The sequence below is a fragment of the Thiobacillus denitrificans genome (assembly GCF_001530125.1).
GTDB lineage: Bacteria > Pseudomonadota > Gammaproteobacteria > Burkholderiales > Thiobacillaceae > Thiobacillus > Thiobacillus denitrificans_C.
On record NZ_LDUG01000036.1, the window covers coordinates 21,926 to 36,504 of the forward strand.

The 14,579-nt window shown below is 62.1% G+C and carries 22 protein-coding genes; all 22 read left to right on the forward strand.

Features of this window, described 5'->3' with window-relative positions; all coding sequences use genetic code 11:
- The first annotated feature begins 29 nt into the window (after window positions 1-29).
- Entirely contained in the window at window positions 30-554 is a 525-nt protein-coding gene (locus ABW22_RS12425) for a cupredoxin domain-containing protein (protein ID WP_059757138.1), read from the forward strand.
- Between the two features lie 107 nt (window positions 555-661).
- On the forward strand, window positions 662-1,099 hold the full coding sequence (locus ABW22_RS12430) for a DUF411 domain-containing protein (protein ID WP_059757140.1): 438 nt from the start codon (window positions 662-664) through the stop codon (window positions 1,097-1,099).
- A gap of 11 nt (window positions 1,100-1,110) precedes the next feature.
- Window positions 1,111-1,446 carry a copper-binding protein gene (locus ABW22_RS12435; protein WP_059757676.1) on the forward strand — a complete coding sequence of 112 codons (336 nt, stop codon included), beginning with the start codon at window positions 1,111-1,113 and terminating at the stop codon, window positions 1,444-1,446.
- 35 nt (window positions 1,447-1,481) lie between these two features.
- Window positions 1,482-1,955 carry a hypothetical protein gene (locus ABW22_RS12440; RefSeq protein WP_059757143.1) on the forward strand — a complete coding sequence of 158 codons (474 nt, stop codon included), beginning with the start codon at window positions 1,482-1,484 and terminating at the stop codon, window positions 1,953-1,955.
- A 54-nt stretch (window positions 1,956-2,009) separates the two neighbouring features.
- A complete protein-coding gene (locus tag ABW22_RS12445) occupies window positions 2,010-2,306 on the forward strand; it encodes a hypothetical protein (RefSeq protein ID WP_059757145.1) in 297 nt (98 codons plus the stop codon).
- Between the two features lie 126 nt (window positions 2,307-2,432).
- Window positions 2,433-2,609, forward strand: a complete 177-nt coding sequence (locus ABW22_RS12450; protein ID WP_237763341.1) for an SHOCT domain-containing protein — start codon at window positions 2,433-2,435, stop codon at window positions 2,607-2,609.
- A 123-nt stretch (window positions 2,610-2,732) separates the two neighbouring features.
- Entirely contained in the window at window positions 2,733-2,987 is a 255-nt protein-coding gene (locus ABW22_RS12455) for a hypothetical protein (RefSeq protein WP_059757151.1), read from the forward strand.
- A gap of 398 nt (window positions 2,988-3,385) precedes the next feature.
- Window positions 3,386-3,613, forward strand: a complete 228-nt coding sequence (locus ABW22_RS12460; RefSeq protein WP_059757153.1) for a thioredoxin family protein — start codon at window positions 3,386-3,388, stop codon at window positions 3,611-3,613.
- A 42-nt stretch (window positions 3,614-3,655) separates the two neighbouring features.
- Window positions 3,656-3,805, forward strand: coding sequence for a hypothetical protein (locus ABW22_RS17365; RefSeq protein WP_157648630.1), 150 nt, complete (start codon window positions 3,656-3,658; stop codon window positions 3,803-3,805).
- A 1-nt stretch (window position 3,806) separates the two neighbouring features.
- Entirely contained in the window at window positions 3,807-4,799 is a 993-nt protein-coding gene (locus tag ABW22_RS12465; RefSeq protein ID WP_059757156.1) for a YncE family protein, read from the forward strand.
- A 139-nt stretch (window positions 4,800-4,938) separates the two neighbouring features.
- Window positions 4,939-5,340 carry a hypothetical protein gene (locus ABW22_RS12470; RefSeq protein WP_059757157.1) on the forward strand — a complete coding sequence of 134 codons (402 nt, stop codon included), beginning with the start codon at window positions 4,939-4,941 and terminating at the stop codon, window positions 5,338-5,340.
- 67 nt (window positions 5,341-5,407) lie between these two features.
- The gene (locus tag ABW22_RS12475) at window positions 5,408-5,638 is read left to right on the forward strand and encodes an SHOCT domain-containing protein (protein ID WP_059757680.1); all 231 of its coding nucleotides are present in this window, start codon (window positions 5,408-5,410) and stop codon (window positions 5,636-5,638) included.
- A gap of 65 nt (window positions 5,639-5,703) precedes the next feature.
- Complete coding sequence (locus tag ABW22_RS12480; RefSeq protein WP_059757159.1) at window positions 5,704-6,348, forward strand: Spy/CpxP family protein refolding chaperone; 645 nt, start codon at window positions 5,704-5,706, stop codon at window positions 6,346-6,348.
- A 152-nt stretch (window positions 6,349-6,500) separates the two neighbouring features.
- Window positions 6,501-8,849: a heavy metal translocating P-type ATPase gene (locus ABW22_RS12485; protein ID WP_059757161.1), complete on the forward strand. Its 2,349-nt coding sequence runs from the start codon at window positions 6,501-6,503 to the stop codon at window positions 8,847-8,849.
- Window positions 8,850-9,062: 213 nt separating this feature from the next.
- Window positions 9,063-9,572: a hypothetical protein gene (locus ABW22_RS12490; protein WP_157648631.1), complete on the forward strand. Its 510-nt coding sequence runs from the start codon at window positions 9,063-9,065 to the stop codon at window positions 9,570-9,572.
- 155 nt (window positions 9,573-9,727) lie between these two features.
- Complete coding sequence (locus ABW22_RS12495; RefSeq protein WP_059757166.1) at window positions 9,728-10,414, forward strand: DsbA family protein; 687 nt, start codon at window positions 9,728-9,730, stop codon at window positions 10,412-10,414.
- A complete protein-coding gene (locus ABW22_RS12500) occupies window positions 10,411-11,025 on the forward strand; it encodes a hypothetical protein (RefSeq protein ID WP_059757168.1) in 615 nt (204 codons plus the stop codon). The genes ABW22_RS12495 and ABW22_RS12500 overlap by 4 nt, the downstream gene beginning before the upstream one ends.
- Entirely contained in the window at window positions 11,022-11,834 is an 813-nt protein-coding gene (locus ABW22_RS12505; protein ID WP_202813952.1) for a class I SAM-dependent methyltransferase, read from the forward strand. The genes ABW22_RS12500 and ABW22_RS12505 overlap by 4 nt, the downstream gene beginning before the upstream one ends.
- Window positions 11,831-12,391 carry a hypothetical protein gene (locus ABW22_RS12510; protein WP_157648632.1) on the forward strand — a complete coding sequence of 187 codons (561 nt, stop codon included), beginning with the start codon at window positions 11,831-11,833 and terminating at the stop codon, window positions 12,389-12,391. The genes ABW22_RS12505 and ABW22_RS12510 overlap by 4 nt, the downstream gene beginning before the upstream one ends.
- Window positions 12,392-12,414: 23 nt before the next feature.
- A complete protein-coding gene (locus ABW22_RS12515) occupies window positions 12,415-12,657 on the forward strand; it encodes a DUF2933 domain-containing protein (RefSeq protein ID WP_059757174.1) in 243 nt (80 codons plus the stop codon).
- On the forward strand, window positions 12,654-13,310 hold the full coding sequence (locus ABW22_RS12520) for a methyltransferase family protein (protein WP_059757177.1): 657 nt from the start codon (window positions 12,654-12,656) through the stop codon (window positions 13,308-13,310). Before ABW22_RS12515 ends, ABW22_RS12520 begins: the two co-directional genes overlap by 4 nt.
- 31 nt (window positions 13,311-13,341) lie before the next feature.
- Window positions 13,342-14,541: a hypothetical protein gene (locus ABW22_RS12525; protein ID WP_059757179.1), complete on the forward strand. Its 1,200-nt coding sequence runs from the start codon at window positions 13,342-13,344 to the stop codon at window positions 14,539-14,541.
- The last annotated feature ends 38 nt before the right edge of the window (window positions 14,542-14,579 follow it).

Consider the following 14,579-nt stretch of genomic DNA (forward strand, 5'->3'; position numbering starts at 1 on the left):
GAATCACTCAACCCATTAGGAGCAACATTATGAAACTGAAGACACTGTCAATTCTGATTCTTGGCGTGCTGCCGGCTGTTGCCCTGGCGGCGGGGGACCACGCCGGCGGGCACGGCATGGATGGCCACCAGATGATGCCAGGCGGCCATGACATGTCCGCCATGGAGAAGGCAGCACCTGCGTCGATGACGGGCAAGCCGGGCGACCCGGCCAAAGTGAGCCGCACCATTGAAGTCACCATGGACGACGCCATGCGATTCACGCCGGACAATATCAGCGTCAAGGCCGGCGAGACCGTCCGCTTCTTCGTCAAGAATGCCGGCAAGATTCCGCATGAAATGGTGATCGGCAGTCTGGACGAGCTCAAGGCGCACGCTGAAATGATGCGCAAGATGCCCGGCATGCAGCATGCCGAGCCCAACATGATCACGCTGAAGGCCGGCCAGCGCGGCGGCATCGTCTGGCAGTTCGATAAGCCGGGGACAGTGGACTTTGCCTGCCTGGTGCCCGGCCATATGGAGGCCGGCATGATGGGCAAGGTGATGGTCGAGTGACGGCAGCATCCCTATCTGGATCGAAGATGACACAAATGTAATCCATCTGTCAGGTTGATGTGCGAACCCCATTCCATACTGACCCTAATCCTGAACAAAGGCCCCGTATGAAGAAATTTGTTGCCAGCCTTCTCGTCCTTGGTCTTGCCCAGGCATCCTGGGCCGCCCCGACAACCCCGGTGATCGATGTCTACAAGAGCCCGACATGCGGGTGCTGCAATAAGTGGATCGACCACCTCAAAACGAATGGATTTACTGTCAGAAGTCACGACACAGACAACGTGACGCAGCACAAAGTCCGCCTCGGCGTACCGCCCGGCTACGGCTCCTGCCATACCGCGGAGGTCAACGGGTACGTGATCGAAGGCCACGTCCCGGCGAAGGAAATCACGCGCCTGCTCAAGGATAAACCGCGTGCCCGCGGGCTGGTCGTACCGGCCATGCCGGTCGGTTCGCCCGGCATGGAAGCTGGCGGACGCATGGATCCCTATGACGTTTTTCTCGTGAACCAGGACGGGTCCACCCGGACCTACGCCCAATATTGAAAGGAATGAAGATGAGACCTATGCTGAATGCCTTGGCGCTTGGTTTGAGCCTGACCCTCGGACTGCCTGCCTGGGCCGATATGCAGCACGCACGCCATGTCGCGGCTGCAGATCATTCCTCTACGCTTGCCGAAGGTCTGGTGAAAAAAGTCGACAAGACCCAAGGCAAGCTCACCCTCAAGCATGGCCCCCTGGCAAACCTGGAGATGCCCGGCATGACCATGGTTTTCCGGGTCCAGGATGCCAACTGGCTCGACCAGGTCAAACCGGGCGACAACATACGGTTCCTCGCAGACCGGGTGAATGGCGTGTTCACCGTGACCACACTCGAAATCGTCAAACCGTAATACTCATTCATTTTTCCCACGCAAAGGAGTCAACCATGAAACGCCACACACTATTTGCCGCCCTGATGCTGTCCGCTCTGGCTATGCAGCCCGTACTCGCGGTTGAGGCGCACCACCCCGATCAAAAAGCCGGCGCGATAGCGCCCGCCGCCGATCAGACGATTCAAAAGATGCAGGCCAATACCAAGCGAATGCAAAGTCAGTTGGAACAGATGGCAAAGTCCAAAGACCCGGCCCAGCGCCAGAAGCTGATGCAGGAGCATATGCAGACCATGCAGGAAAACATGATGGCGGGAAAAAGCATGACCGGCGGCGGCATGATGGACTGTCCGATGATGAAAGATGGAATGATGGGCGGCGGCATGGGCATGATGGGGGGCCAGGGCGGCATGGGCATGTCGGGCGGCGACGACATGATGGCCAAGCGCATGGAGATGATGGAAAAGCGCATGGACATGATGCAGATGATGATGCAGACCAATATGGGCAAACCCCAGGGCGGCCAGTAAAACCGGACAGGTGATGGCCGTCGTGTTTACTTAACTGAAGAGAAGGAGCAAGTCATGAAAGCCATCATTACGTTCACTACCCTGGTCCTGCTGGTTGCCCCGGCCTGGGCTTATCACCAGGACAATGACCCAGATCAGAAACAGAGCATTACCAACGTGCATGCCAGTCATTTCCCCCACGTTGAGGGGGACAGGCATGACCCGGAAAGGGGTGAAGGCGACGCATACGGTTCGATCCTGCTCAATATTCAGGCGGGCGAGCGGCTGTTCCCCACAAGCCCGGCGATAGCCATGCGTCCGGCAAAGGGAATGGGGGCGCCTATGGTTCGGCGCTCAATAACTGAGCTATAAACAAGCAGGAGAAAGTGCACCGGCGGGGCAACCCGTCGGCGCGTAAGTGCGTGGTGCGTTGTCAGGTATTCCAGACAAAAGGGGCGGGATATGTATGGTTTTGAACATTTCGGCATGGGGGGGTGGATGATCCTGATCTGGCTTGTTCCGATCCTGCTGGTCGCACTTGTCATTCTCTACGGCATCCGCGGCCGGAATGGGAAACCCGAGCGTACCGCCCTGGACATCCTGGAAGCACGCTATGCACGCGGCGAAATCGACCGTGATGAGTTTCTGAAACGGCGTGCCGATCTGGCGGAGTGAGGCCGTGACCGCTTGGCCTGCAATGAATCTGCAGGCCAATATCTGGAGCCGGCGGCGGGGCCGCTGCCAGGTGTCCAGGCAAATGGCACTTCTATGGAACCAATAAATTTAAGGGGGTGTGGCATGACTGATTCCTGGAAAGTGCATGCGTTTTCGCTGGCGACGACTCTGGGTGTGACATATATCCTCTGCGCCATTTTCGATGCGCTGTTTCCACCCTTCGGGCTGCTCGCCGCGCTTGCGCCGGCCAGCCCGTGGCCGATCTCCGGCAGCCCCATCGCTTTCCTGGCGGGATTCGTGCTGTTCACCGCCGCCGGTTTTGTGCTCGGCGCGCTCTATGGAATCGCGTGGGGGTTCTGGAGCAAAAAACTGCGGTGAGGTGGCATCAGGATATGGATACCCTGAAAAGTGTCGACTGGTTGCCACTCTGGGGCGTCGCGCTTTTCGTGATGTGCACTTCGACTACGGTATGGGGGTGGGAAAATGTGGAATGACGGCATGAATGGTTGGGGTTGGGGCATGGGCTGGATGGGCATCCTGTTCTGGATCGTACTCATCCTCGCGCTTGCCGCGCTGATCAAGTACCTGTTCGGCAAGTCCGGCGATTGATGAAGCGGCACCGAACAACGATCGGTAGCTTGTTTGCCATTACGCTCGCCGCATCGATAGCCATCGCAGTACCCATGGTCTACATACGCTCGACAGCGGCAATCAGGGAATCGACGATGACGAGCAAGTCGGATAAGTGAAGTCCTTACCCTATAGGAGATCAAGTCATGAACGTCAGGATTATTGCTACACGCGGTTGCAGCCACCGCCACAACCTTGAACGCGAGCTCAAAGATTTGGCTATCGTCTACGAAGTGTTGTTTGTAGAGGACCATCCGGAAATCGTGCAACGATATAACATCCGGCACTCCCCCAACCTTGTCGTAGATGAGGAAGTGGTGTTCCGCCGCCAGCCAACCGAAGATGAACTGCGGGCGCTCTTCAAGAGTAACTGAGGGCGCGCATCATGGGGAACGAAGAACGAAGAGTTCGGCTGGATGGGCATCCTGTTCTGGATCGTGCTCATCCTCGTGATCAGCCGTGCTGATCAAGTACCTGTTCGGCAAGTCCGGCAAATGACGCGGCGCATGTGCCGCATCGCGGTCGTCCGGTTCCTGAACGAAGACAACGAAACGGGAGAACGTTGACATGAAAACAGCATTTTCCATTGCACGGGCCACGACCGCCGCGCTGTTCCTCGGCGCGGCGTCGGCCATGGCCGCGCCGACCGTGTACATCGCGCTCGGCAGCGGCAACCAGGTGATCGCGGTGGACGCCGCGACCAGCCGCATCACCAAAAGCTACCCGGGCGTCGACAACCCGCACGGCCTGGTGGCGACGCCGGACGGCGAATATCTCGTCGCCGGCAGCATGCTGGAGACACCGCTGCCGGCGGACAGTCCGTCGAACGCACCCAACAGCAGGCTGTTCCTGGTGCACCCCGGCCACGGCCACGTGATGCTCACCATCCCGGTGTCCGGCTGGACGCACCATCAGGCGATCACGCCCGACGGCCGTTACGTGATCTCGACGCATCCGACGCGCGGCGGCATCAGCGTGGTGGACCTGCAGTCCAACCAGGTGATCAAAACCGTCGAAACCGGGCCGGCGCCGAACTACACCGCCATCACGCGCGACGGCAAGCGCGCCTATGTGAGCAACAGTGGCAACGGCAGCGTGAGCCAGATCGATCTCGCCACGTGGCGCGTGACGCGCACGCTCGACGGCGGACCAGTGCCCGAGCACGTGGTGCTGTCGGCCGACGAGCAGACCCTGTACGCGCTCAACCCGCGCGCCGGCACGGTCTCGGCGGTGTCGGTGGAGAGTGGCAAGGTCGTCGGCGCCCACAAGATCGGCGCGAACCTGCACGGTCTCGACCTCGGCGACGACGGCAAGACGCTGTTCGTGAGCAGCGTCAGCGACAACAAGCTGGTGGCGCTCGATCCGCGCAGCGGCACGCAGCGCGTGCTCGCGCTGTCACCCGCGCCGTACCACCTGAACACCATCCGCGGTACCGGCAAGGTGTATGTTTCCAGCCGCAGCGATCCCGTGATCTGGGTGGTGGACCAGAAAAGCTTGAAGCTCACCGGCACCATTAAGCTGCCGGCGGGCGAGGGGCACCAGATGGCGGTGCTGCCGTAGCGATCCTGAGAATCGGATGCGCCGGCGAAGTGGTTGGTGGAGACCCCGAAAGTTCGATGATTGCGCTTTCGGGATCCCGCTAAGTGTCTCCCACTGGGAGCGTATGGTTGGTCATTTTCTAAAACCGAAAGGAAGAATCATGAACATGAAACAGCATTTCACTTTATCCGCGTTGTTGTCTTCCCTGGTCGCGGCCAGTGTTTTCGCGCTGGCGCTTCCGGCCAACGCCCAAATGGGCTCGGGCATGATGGACGCTAAAAAGGGTGGCCCGGGTTCCGGGACGCAGCAGATGTCCACGATGACGAACGACATGGCCGATCAGGTGATGGGCATGTCCGGGGAAATGTCCAAAGGCAACCTGAGCGCGGCGCAACAAAAGCAGATGGGCGAGCGCATGCGCATGATGGCGACCATGATGGACGATATGTCCGGCATGATGGGCAAGGGCATGATGATGGACGCCGACACCCAGAAGCGCATGGATCAGATGCGCAAGCAGATGGACGAGATGTCACCCAACACCACGCCCAAGAAGAAGTGAACGGGGTGCGTCCGGCGGCGCAGTTTCAGCCGGGTTTTGCGTACAGTTAAGAGGAGACAAAGCGATGATGAGCGGTTACGGCATGGCCGGTGGCTTCGGCTGGATATTCATGATTTTGTGGTGGGTACTCATCGTCGTCGGCATTGTTGCGCTGGTGAAATGGATGGGTACGTCTTCCGAGGCGGGTGGCCGAATCAGTGGTGGCAGCAAGGCACTGGACATCCTCAAGGAGCGTTATGCGCGCGGCGACATCGACGATCAGGACTTTCAGAAACGTAAGCGCGATTTGACGCAGTAGCCAAGTCACCCGTGTGGCATGAATACCGCACGGGCATCGTTGCATGTCGTGAGAAAGGAAAAGCGATGAATCGAAAGAATGGATTCTGGGTTGCCTTATGGGCAATTCTCATCGTCGTGACGGGATTCCTTGCCTTGGGCTCGGGATCGGGCGGCATGGACTATGGGCCGTGGCAGGGCCGGGGCCGGATGGGAGTCTGGGACAGCCATCATCGATCGGACGGCGCTTTCGGCGGCTACGCCATGGGGCCGGGCCTGATGGGGGGCGCGGCGTCAGGCCAGGGTTGGGGCATGGGTATGCCTTACGCGATGACGGGCCAGTATTGCGTGGGGATGCAGGGGATGGGCGCAGGCATGGAGTTCGGCATGCCGGGTGGCGGTTCCGCCACGATGCCCTGGCAGCTGCCCAACTTGACGCCGGAGCAGGAACAAAAGATCAGCCAGCTGTGGCGCGACTCGGCGGAACGCAATCGCAGCCTGATGCAGCAGCGCTGGGAAGCGCAGGCCCGGCTAAGCGATCTGTATGCAACCGGGAAGCGCGACTGGAACGCGATTCGTACCGCCTCGCGGACCGCGCTTGATCTGCAGCGCCAGCAACTCGACGCGGCGATTAACCTGCAGCAAAAAATCGATGGCCTGCTGACCGATAGCCAGCGCCAGGACATAGTACGCGCCTGGCACGGTTATGGGTGGATGGGCGCGCCACCATGATATGGCCTGGTTGAATCAGCCGGGACGCAGACGTCCTCGCTGTACAGGGCGAACCTTGCTGGATGCGGTCCAGCGGCTCGCCGCCGTTGAGCCTGATGTCTACGTAGGCCAGCATGGCTAACCGCCCAAATGTAAAGGCGAAGGGAACGATCATGGCAACGGATCCGGTATGCGGAATGACGGTGGACGAGCGCGCGGCGGCGGGTAGTGTCGTGCATGCGGGCAAAACCTATTATTTCTGCTCGCCCCGCTGCCAACATGAATTCGAAGCCCATCCGGCTCACTACGCCGCTAGCGGCAAAACCGCAACGGAGGCGGCTCACGGCCACGATCATGGCCATGAGCCGTCCGCAGCTCCAGCGCCGAAAACAGGCAAGGCCATGGCCAAGGACCCCATTTGCGGCATGATGGTGGACAAGGCCACCGCCCTGAAATCGGAGCGCGCCGGCCGTGCCTATTATTTTTGCAGTACTGGCTGCCAGCGCACTTTCGAGTCGCCCGAGCAAGAACTCAAATCGATGAAGACGCGCGTCATGATCGCGCTCACCGGCGTGCTGGTGCTCGCCATCCTGCGTGCCGGGGCGTTCCTGACGCTGGCCACCGGCGCCACCATCGTCAGCTGGGCGCCGGTTTCGGCGCTGCCGTGGTTCACTTGGGGCATGTGGCTGTTTATTCTGGTGACGCCGGTGCAGTTCATCGGCGGCTGGAGCTTCTATAAGGGCGCGTGGAACGCCATCCGCAGCCGCCGCATCAACATGGATTTCCTGATCGCGATGGGCACCTCGGTGGCCTATTTCTATAGCGTGGCGGTGGTGTTTTTCCCCGAAGTGTTGCCGGTCGAGGTGGATGAGCGCGCGGTGTACTTCGAAGTCTCCGCCGTCATCATCGCTTTCGTGCTGATGGGAAAATACATGGAGGAGATCATCAAGAAACGCTCCTCGGCCGCGGTGAGGAAACTGCTCGACCTCCGGCCCGCTGTCGCACGCGTCATCCGCGAGGGCGTCGAGATGGAAGTGCCGGCCGAGTCGGTGATGGTGGATGAGACCGTGGTGGTGCGCCCCGGCGAGAAAATTCCCACCGACGGCCAAGTGCTGGAGGGCAGCTCCTCGGTGGACGAATCGATGCTCACCGGCGAATCCATGCCGGTGGAAAAGGCAGCGGGCGCTGCTGTGATCGGCGGCACCATCAATCGCACCGGCTTGTTCCGTTTCAAGACGACGCGGGTGGGGGCCGAGACGGCGCTGGCCCAGATCATCAAAATGGTGGAAGACGCGCAGGCCAGCACCGCAGCCGTGCAGCGCCTTGCCGATAAGGTGACCGCCTATTTCGTCCCGGCGGTGGTGGCAGTCGCTTTCCTGGCCTTTTTCGGTTGGTGGGCAGTCGGCAACTTCCCGCAAGGACTGCTCGCCTTCATCGCGGTGCTGATTATTTCCTGCCCGTGCGCGCTGGGCGTCGCCACCCCGGCAGCACTGATGGTAGGCGTGGGCAAGGGGGCCGAGGCCGGGATATTGATCCGTGGCGCCGAAGTGCTGGAGCGCGCGGAAAAGCTCACCACTGTGGTATTCGACAAGACCGGCACGCTGACCCGGGGCGAGCCCAACGTCACTGATATCGTTGCGCTCGGCGATGCGACTGAAGCCGACATCTTGCGCCTCGCCGCCGCAGTCGAGGCCGGTTCCGAGCATCCCTTGGGTGAGGCCATCGTAAGAGCCGCGAAACATCGAGAAATGACGCTGTCCGAGGTGGCAGGTTTTGAAGCGATTCCCGGCCACGGTATTCTCGGCCAGGCCGAGGGCCGGCAAGTGCTGATGGGAAACCGCCGCCTGTTCGCGCGCGAGAACATTGATGTATCTGCTGTCGAAGTCGCCATGGCACGCCTGGAAACGGAAGGCAAGACTGCCATGCTGGTGGGCTGGGACGGCGCGCTGCGCGGTATCATCGCCGTCGCTGACACGCTGAAACCGGAGGCGCAGGAGGCGGTGTCCGCGCTGCAGCAAGAAGGCATCGAGGTGATTCTGCTGACCGGCGACAACCAGCGCACCGCGCACGCCATCGCCGCGCAACTCGGCATCGCGCAAGTGATCGCGGAAGTGCTGCCGGGCGACAAGGCGCGCATCATTCAGGAGCTGCAGCAACAAGGCAAGTCGGTCGCCATGGTGGGCGACGGCGTCAACGACGCGCCGGCGCTGGCGGTGGCTGACATTGGCATCGCCATCGGTTCCGGCTCCGATGTGGCGAAGGAGACCGGCGGCATCATCCTGATCAAGAACGACGTGCGCGACGTGGTGCTGGCCATTCGCCTGTCGCGCGCCACCATGCGCAAGATCAAGCAGAACCTGTTCTGGGCCTTCATCTACAACAGCATCGGTATCCCGGTGGCGGCCCTGGGATTTTTGAACCCGATCATCGCGGCTGCGGCGATGGCCTTGAGTTCACTGTCGGTGATCGTCAATTCGGCGCTGCTGAAGCGCGCGAAATTGGCGCAAGTGGAGGCGGCATGATGAACCGGCGGTCTGGGCTGTGCCCCTGGTTGACGGTAGCGCAGCAACACGGTCGCCAGTAATGGTCGCGCCACTGGGCGCAAGGGTTTTGGCCCATACATGGTCAGGGGATGGATTGTCGTCTATGGTTTGAACAGGGAGTTGAAAGTATTTCACTCCCCCCAGCCGAGCCTGTGGGCACGGTTGTTCAACAACCTTTTGGAGGAGACGCACATGAAAGCGATTCCGATTCGGATGGTGGCGGTGTTCACGATTCTGGCTGCGCTGTTCCCGCTGACAGTACGCGCGGCGGAGAACCCCGCGTTTTGGAAGCACCAGGTCAAGGGCGAGTTCGCGACAGTGCTGGCCAATCTTAAAGCCAGCCTGGAGGCCAAGCAGTTCCTCATTACCGGCGAGGAAAATCTTGCCAAGGGACTGGAAAACAACAAGCAGATTTTCGGCGAGGATAAATGGAACACCATCGGGTTCAAGGACGCGACTTCCGTCCATTTCTGCTCGCTGGTGTTCAACCAGGAGGTATTCAATCTCAACATGGACTGGTCCATCCTCTGCCCGTTCAAGCTCTCGGCCTACACCATGAAAAACAAACCGGGCGTGGTAAACATCATTACCGTCCGTCCAACTTATCTGCTGGCCAAGGACCCACACCCGAAAGCCAAGGAGATCGGGCGCAAGATAGAAAACCGGATTATCGAAGCGCTGCGCGAAGGGGGCGCGCAATAGCCATTGCGGCGGAGCGCGGATGATGCGCCGGCGAGACTGGCTCCCGTGGCTGGGATGCGGAGTGGCCGGGTATGTAATATGACGGTGGACAAGGCCGCGGCGTTGAAGTCGGAGCGCGTCGGCAGGCCAGGGCCACAAGAACGGGGTGAGAGAAAATGTTCCACCGTTTAATCTTATCGCTTCTCGGCTGGGCCGCGGCCGCCCTCCTGGTCGGCGGTACGCTGGCCGCGGGCAACGCCGCCGCCCAGGCGAACCAGCCGGCGGCAGCGCCGGGCAGCGCCGAATTCATCCGGCCGGTCACGTCGCGCGACCATATTCGCGGCGATCCGAACGCGCCGGTCAAGATCGTCGAGTTCGGCGACACCGAATGCCCTTTGTGCAAACGTTTCCACCCGACGCTGCAACGCATCGTGGCGGAATATCCGGGCAAGGTCGCTTGGGTGTTCCGCCATTTCCCCATTGACGCCATCCATCCCAAGGCGCGCAAGGAGGCGGAAGCCACCGAGTGCGCCGCGGAGTTGGGCGGCAACGATAAGTTCTGGACCTATCTCGACCGCTTGTACGAAATCACGCCCTCCAACGACAAGCTCGACCCGGCGGAGCTGCCGCGCATCGCGGCGCACGTCGGCCTCAACCGCGCGCAATTCGAGTCCTGCTTGCAAAGCGGCAAACACGCCCAGCGCGTGGCTGAGGACGTGGACGACGCGCTCGTCGCGGGTGCGACGGGCACGCCGTACACCGTGGTGATCGCGCCGAACGGGCGCCTCTTCGCCATCCTCGGCGCGCAGCCGTACGCCACGGTGAAACTGGTGGTCGACATCGCCTTGCAGCAGCGAAAATGAGCGCCATGAACAAGCCGCATCTCATCCGCACCATCGTCGACGCCGCCAAAGAGGTATTCGCGCGGCCGGCGTATCTCGGGCTGGCGGCGCTGATCGGTCTTGCCGCCTTCGTCGCGCAGTTGTGGCTGCCCAACTACCGCCTGCTCGGGGCGGTGTTCGCCACGCCGGAGGCGGCGTTCGCGGTCAAGGCGCAACTGCTGGCGAGCCTGCTCGGCGGGCTCTTCACCAACTTCGACGCGGTCGCCGCGTTTTCCGCAGTGGCGGTTCCGCTGCTGTTCGGCGTCGATATCGCCATGATTGCTTATTTCCTGCGGCGCCGGCGCGCGCAACTGCCGCGCGGAGAAATCGCGGCCGGCCTGGGCGGCGCCGCGAGCGGGGCGATCGCGGCGGGGTGCGCCGCCTGCGGCTCCTTTCTCCTCATCACCATCCTGTCCTTTTTCGGCGCAACGGGCGCGCTGGCGCTGCTGCCCTTGCGCGGCGGGGAGCTGGGGCTGCTGAGCATTGCGCTGCTGCTGCTGTCGATCTTTCTCATCGCGCGCAGAATCGTCGCGCCGGCGGTGTGCGAAATCCGGCCGCACGACAACACGCCCGTTTTGAAGGAGCAGCCATGAATCGCTGGTCCTGGCTCTGCCCCTGGCTCGCGATAGCACTCGCGGCGGCGGTGTTCATGTTGTTTGGACTCACCTGGTGGAGCGCCCTGCTTGCCGCATTCCTGCTGGTGTGCCCAGCGCTGTTACTGTGGGGCTTGTTCATCATCCGCCAAAAATCGGACGAACCGGCGGTGCATACCCGCGGCATGACCATGAATTGGGCCGCGCCGTTCTACGACGTGTATTGCCGCGCGGTTGGCCTGGGCCAAGGCTTCCGCGGCCAAACGCTGCAAGTGGCTGCGATACGGGCGGGCGAAGCCATCCTCGATGTGGGCTGCGGCACCGGGGTGCTCACGCGCCGCGCGGGCGAGGCCGCCGGTCCGGCGGCCTCGGCTGTCGGCATCGACCCTGGACAGGACATGATTCGCGTAGCGAAGGAAAACGCGCAACGGCTCGGCAGCCGCGCCGCATTCAAGGTCGCCGCGATCGAACAATTGCCTTTCGAGAACGCACGTTTCGATGTCGTCCTGGCCAGCCTCATGCTGCACCACCTGCCGCCCGACTTGAAACGGCAGGGCTTGCGCGAGGTGTATCGCGTGCTCAAGCCGGGCGGCCGCTTCATCGTGGCGGATTTCTACCGCCCCGCGAATCCCTTGTGGTGGCTGGTGGCCTGGCCGTTCTTGTTCATGCCCACGACCGCAGACAACTTCCACGGAACACTCCCGGACTATTTCCGGGAAGCGGGTTTCGATCCGGTGCAAGGCAATGGCCGGCGCGCCGGCATTCTGGCGTTTTGGACTGCAATCAAACCTGAGGAGAAAACATCATGAAAACGGAGCGAAGCGGAGTTTCAGTGAAGGCTAACGTGAGCGAAGCGAGCGTTAAGGATGATAGTCCGGCCGAAGCTAAGACCAGTTATCTCAAAGTGCTGTTGCGCATAGCCGTGGTAAGCATCGCCACTTTACTGGCGAGCACCGCATTCGCGGCCGATAGCGCCACGCACAAGGTGGTGCATGGCGTGGCCATTTATCTCGGCGTGATTCCGGCCGAGATGATTCTGGGCCACCCCAAACCCCACATCGAAGCGGAAATGCACGGTGGCGTGCCGGCCGGCAAGCACCAGTATCACGTGCTGGTGAGTTTGTTCGACGCCGCCAGCGGCAAGCGCATCGGCGGCGCGAAAGTGAGTGCGCGAGTATATGAAATCAACCGCGCCGGGACGCAGAAAAAACTCGAACCCATGCTCATCGTGGACACGATCACCTATGGCAATTACTTCAACATGCCGGCCACCAACAACCCTTACCGCATCCAGGTGCGGATCGAATTGCCCGGGGTGGCGGACGTAATCGAAACCGAATTCGACTACCAGCATGCGCGCGCCTGACTTCTATGCGAAAAGGTGACGCCATGAAACGCCATGATTCCGTTCCGCATCGCCAGGCTGGCACTGTCCAGGTCAACCTGGCCGTGCTGGCTTTTTTCGCCATCGCAGCTTTTTTTCTGCTGACCGAGCACCGTGCCCACCTGTTCGGTGCCCTGCCCTTCCTGCTGCTGCTTGCCTGTCTGCCGCTGCATTTTTTCATGCATCGCGGTCATGGCGGCAAGGGCGAGCACCGGCATTCCCATGACAGCGCAGGAGACAAGACATGAACGGCACTGCGCCCGCGTATGGCTTATGGCTGTTGGTACTGGTCAACTCCGCCGTATTCATCCTGTTCGCGTTCAGCTTCTCCAAGCCGGTAACGACGCGCGACTGGCGCTCGTTCGGCGCATTCTCGGCATTCCTCGTTGCGCTGTTCACCGAGATGTACGGTTTTCCGCTGACGATTTATCTGCTCTCCGGCTGGTTGCAGAGCCGCTATCCGGGCGTGGATTTCTTGTCGCACGATGCCGGCCATCTGCTGGAAATCTTGTTCGGCTGGCGCGCCAACCCGCACTTCGGCCCGTTTCACCTGCTGAGCTTCGTCTTCATCGGCGGCGGTTTTTGGCTGCTATCCTCGGCCTGGAAGGTGCTGTTCGCGGCACAAACCAGCCACACCCTGGCGGTAACCGGGCCTTATGCCTATATCCGTCATCCGCAGTACGCGGGGTTCGTGCTCATCATGCTGGGTTTTCTGGTGCAGTGGCCGACGATCCTGACGCTCGCCATGTTCCCGGTGCTGGTGTTCATGTACGTGCGCCTGGCGCGGCGCGAGGCGCGCGAGGTGGCGGCCGAGTTCGGCGAGGCATATGCGCGCTACGCGGCGCGCGTGCCGGCGTTTTTTCCGAGGCCAGACGTCCAGCACCGGGATACTACGGGCTAAAACCAGGGCACGATCTCCAAAGGAATAGACCATGATCCATGACGCAGGTGAGGTGGTGCTTATGAACGATAACGTGCATCGAACGTCGTTCCACGCGCTGCGCCTCAAGCGCCTGGGCATCGACACCTACCAGGAGCCCGTGATCTATATGCGCAGCGATTGTCACGTGTGCCGCGCCGAGGGCTTCGAGGCGCAGTCGCGCGTGCAGGTGACTCTCAACAACCATTCCATCATCGCTACGCTGAATGTCGTCACCGGCGATCTGCTGGCGCCGGACGAGGCGGGCCTCTCGGAGGCGGCGTGGCGGCTCCTGGGTGCGCGCGCAGGCGATGCGGTGGCCCTGTCCCACCCGCCGGTGCTGGAGTCGCTGAGCCGGGTGCGCGCCAAGGTGTACGGCAAGCGGCTCGGCGACGCCGACATGCGCGCGATCATGCGCGACGTTGCCGCGGGGCGCTATGCGGACATTCACCTCTCGGCCTTCCTCGCCGCCTGCGCCGGCGACCGGCTGGATCTCGACAGCGAGGGCCAGCTGGTCGCCTCGGTACTGTCGGAGAAGGCGGCGGCCGGATCGAGCCATGTCGTCATCGATATCCCGGTGGGCGATACCGCCAAGGTGCGCAGCCGCGACGCTGCGCAGACGCTGAGCCATCGCCTGGTGGAAATTGGCCGCATCATCGGCCTCACCGTGCAGACGGTCGTCACCGACGGTGCTCAACCCGTGGGCCGCGGCATCGGCCCGGCGCTCGAGGCGCGCGACGTACTCGCGGTACTGCGCCGCGAAGCCGACGCGCCGGTGGACCTGCGCGAGCGCGCGCTGCGGATCGCGGGCGCAGTGCTTGAATTCGCGCCGGGGGTTGCGCCGGGCGCGGGCGTGCACCTGGCGCGGGAATTCCTGGATGACGGCCGCGCATGGAAAAAATTCGAGGCCATCTGCGCGGCCCAGGGCGGTCTGCGCGAGCCGCCGGTAGCGGCGCATACGCACGCGGTGACGGCCGCGCAGTGCGGGCGCGTGACGGGAATCGACAATCGCTGGCTGGCGCGCGTGGCGAAACTCGCCGGCGCGCCGCGCGCCCCGGCCGCGGGACTCGAACTGCATGTCCCGCTCGGTACGGTCGTTGAGCAGGGTCAGCCGCTCTTTACCGTGCACGCCGAGGCCCCGGGCGAACTGGCTTACGCGCTCGACAACATCGCCGCGCAGCCAGGAATCGTGCGTGTGGAGGCCGAGCCATGAAGCCGGTGCGGCCAGCGGCTTCGGGCGCGCGCTGTTCG

Bases quoted from the DNA above. Each gene is read 5' to 3' on its own strand.
- ABW22_RS12515 (WP_059757174.1), top strand. From the start codon at position 12,415: ATGAAACGCCATGATTCCGTTCCGCATCGCCAGGCTGGCACTGTCCAG.
- ABW22_RS12470 (WP_059757157.1), top strand. From the start codon at position 4,939: ATGAACATGAAACAGCATTTCACTTTATCCGCGTTGTTGTCTTCCCTG.
- ABW22_RS12500 (WP_059757168.1), top strand. From the start codon at position 10,411: ATGAGCGCCATGAACAAGCCGCATCTCATCCGCACCATCGTCGACGCC.
- ABW22_RS12485 (WP_059757161.1), top strand. From the start codon at position 6,501: ATGGCAACGGATCCGGTATGCGGAATGACGGTGGACGAGCGCGCGGCG.
- ABW22_RS12490 (WP_157648631.1), top strand. From the start codon at position 9,063: ATGAAAGCGATTCCGATTCGGATGGTGGCGGTGTTCACGATTCTGGCT.
- ABW22_RS12430 (WP_059757140.1), top strand. From the start codon at position 662: ATGAAGAAATTTGTTGCCAGCCTTCTCGTCCTTGGTCTTGCCCAGGCA.
- ABW22_RS12435 (WP_059757676.1), top strand. From the start codon at position 1,111: ATGAGACCTATGCTGAATGCCTTGGCGCTTGGTTTGAGCCTGACCCTC.
- ABW22_RS12475 (WP_059757680.1), top strand. From the start codon at position 5,408: ATGAGCGGTTACGGCATGGCCGGTGGCTTCGGCTGGATATTCATGATT.
- ABW22_RS12440 (WP_059757143.1), top strand. From the start codon at position 1,482: ATGAAACGCCACACACTATTTGCCGCCCTGATGCTGTCCGCTCTGGCT.
- ABW22_RS12465 (WP_059757156.1), top strand. From the start codon at position 3,807: ATGAAAACAGCATTTTCCATTGCACGGGCCACGACCGCCGCGCTGTTC.
- ABW22_RS12425 (WP_059757138.1), top strand. From the start codon at position 30: ATGAAACTGAAGACACTGTCAATTCTGATTCTTGGCGTGCTGCCGGCT.
- ABW22_RS12525 (WP_059757179.1), top strand. From the start codon at position 13,342: ATGATCCATGACGCAGGTGAGGTGGTGCTTATGAACGATAACGTGCAT.
- ABW22_RS12495 (WP_059757166.1), top strand. From the start codon at position 9,728: ATGTTCCACCGTTTAATCTTATCGCTTCTCGGCTGGGCCGCGGCCGCC.
- ABW22_RS12450 (WP_237763341.1), top strand. From the start codon at position 2,433: ATGATCCTGATCTGGCTTGTTCCGATCCTGCTGGTCGCACTTGTCATT.
- ABW22_RS12520 (WP_059757177.1), top strand. From the start codon at position 12,654: ATGAACGGCACTGCGCCCGCGTATGGCTTATGGCTGTTGGTACTGGTC.
- ABW22_RS12455 (WP_059757151.1), top strand. From the start codon at position 2,733: ATGACTGATTCCTGGAAAGTGCATGCGTTTTCGCTGGCGACGACTCTG.
- ABW22_RS12460 (WP_059757153.1), top strand. From the start codon at position 3,386: ATGAACGTCAGGATTATTGCTACACGCGGTTGCAGCCACCGCCACAAC.
- ABW22_RS12510 (WP_157648632.1), top strand. From the start codon at position 11,831: ATGAAAACGGAGCGAAGCGGAGTTTCAGTGAAGGCTAACGTGAGCGAA.
- ABW22_RS12505 (WP_202813952.1), top strand. From the start codon at position 11,022: ATGAATCGCTGGTCCTGGCTCTGCCCCTGGCTCGCGATAGCACTCGCG.
- ABW22_RS12445 (WP_059757145.1), top strand. From the start codon at position 2,010: ATGAAAGCCATCATTACGTTCACTACCCTGGTCCTGCTGGTTGCCCCG.
- ABW22_RS17365 (WP_157648630.1), top strand. From the start codon at position 3,656: ATGGGCATCCTGTTCTGGATCGTGCTCATCCTCGTGATCAGCCGTGCT.
- ABW22_RS12480 (WP_059757159.1), top strand. From the start codon at position 5,704: ATGAATCGAAAGAATGGATTCTGGGTTGCCTTATGGGCAATTCTCATC.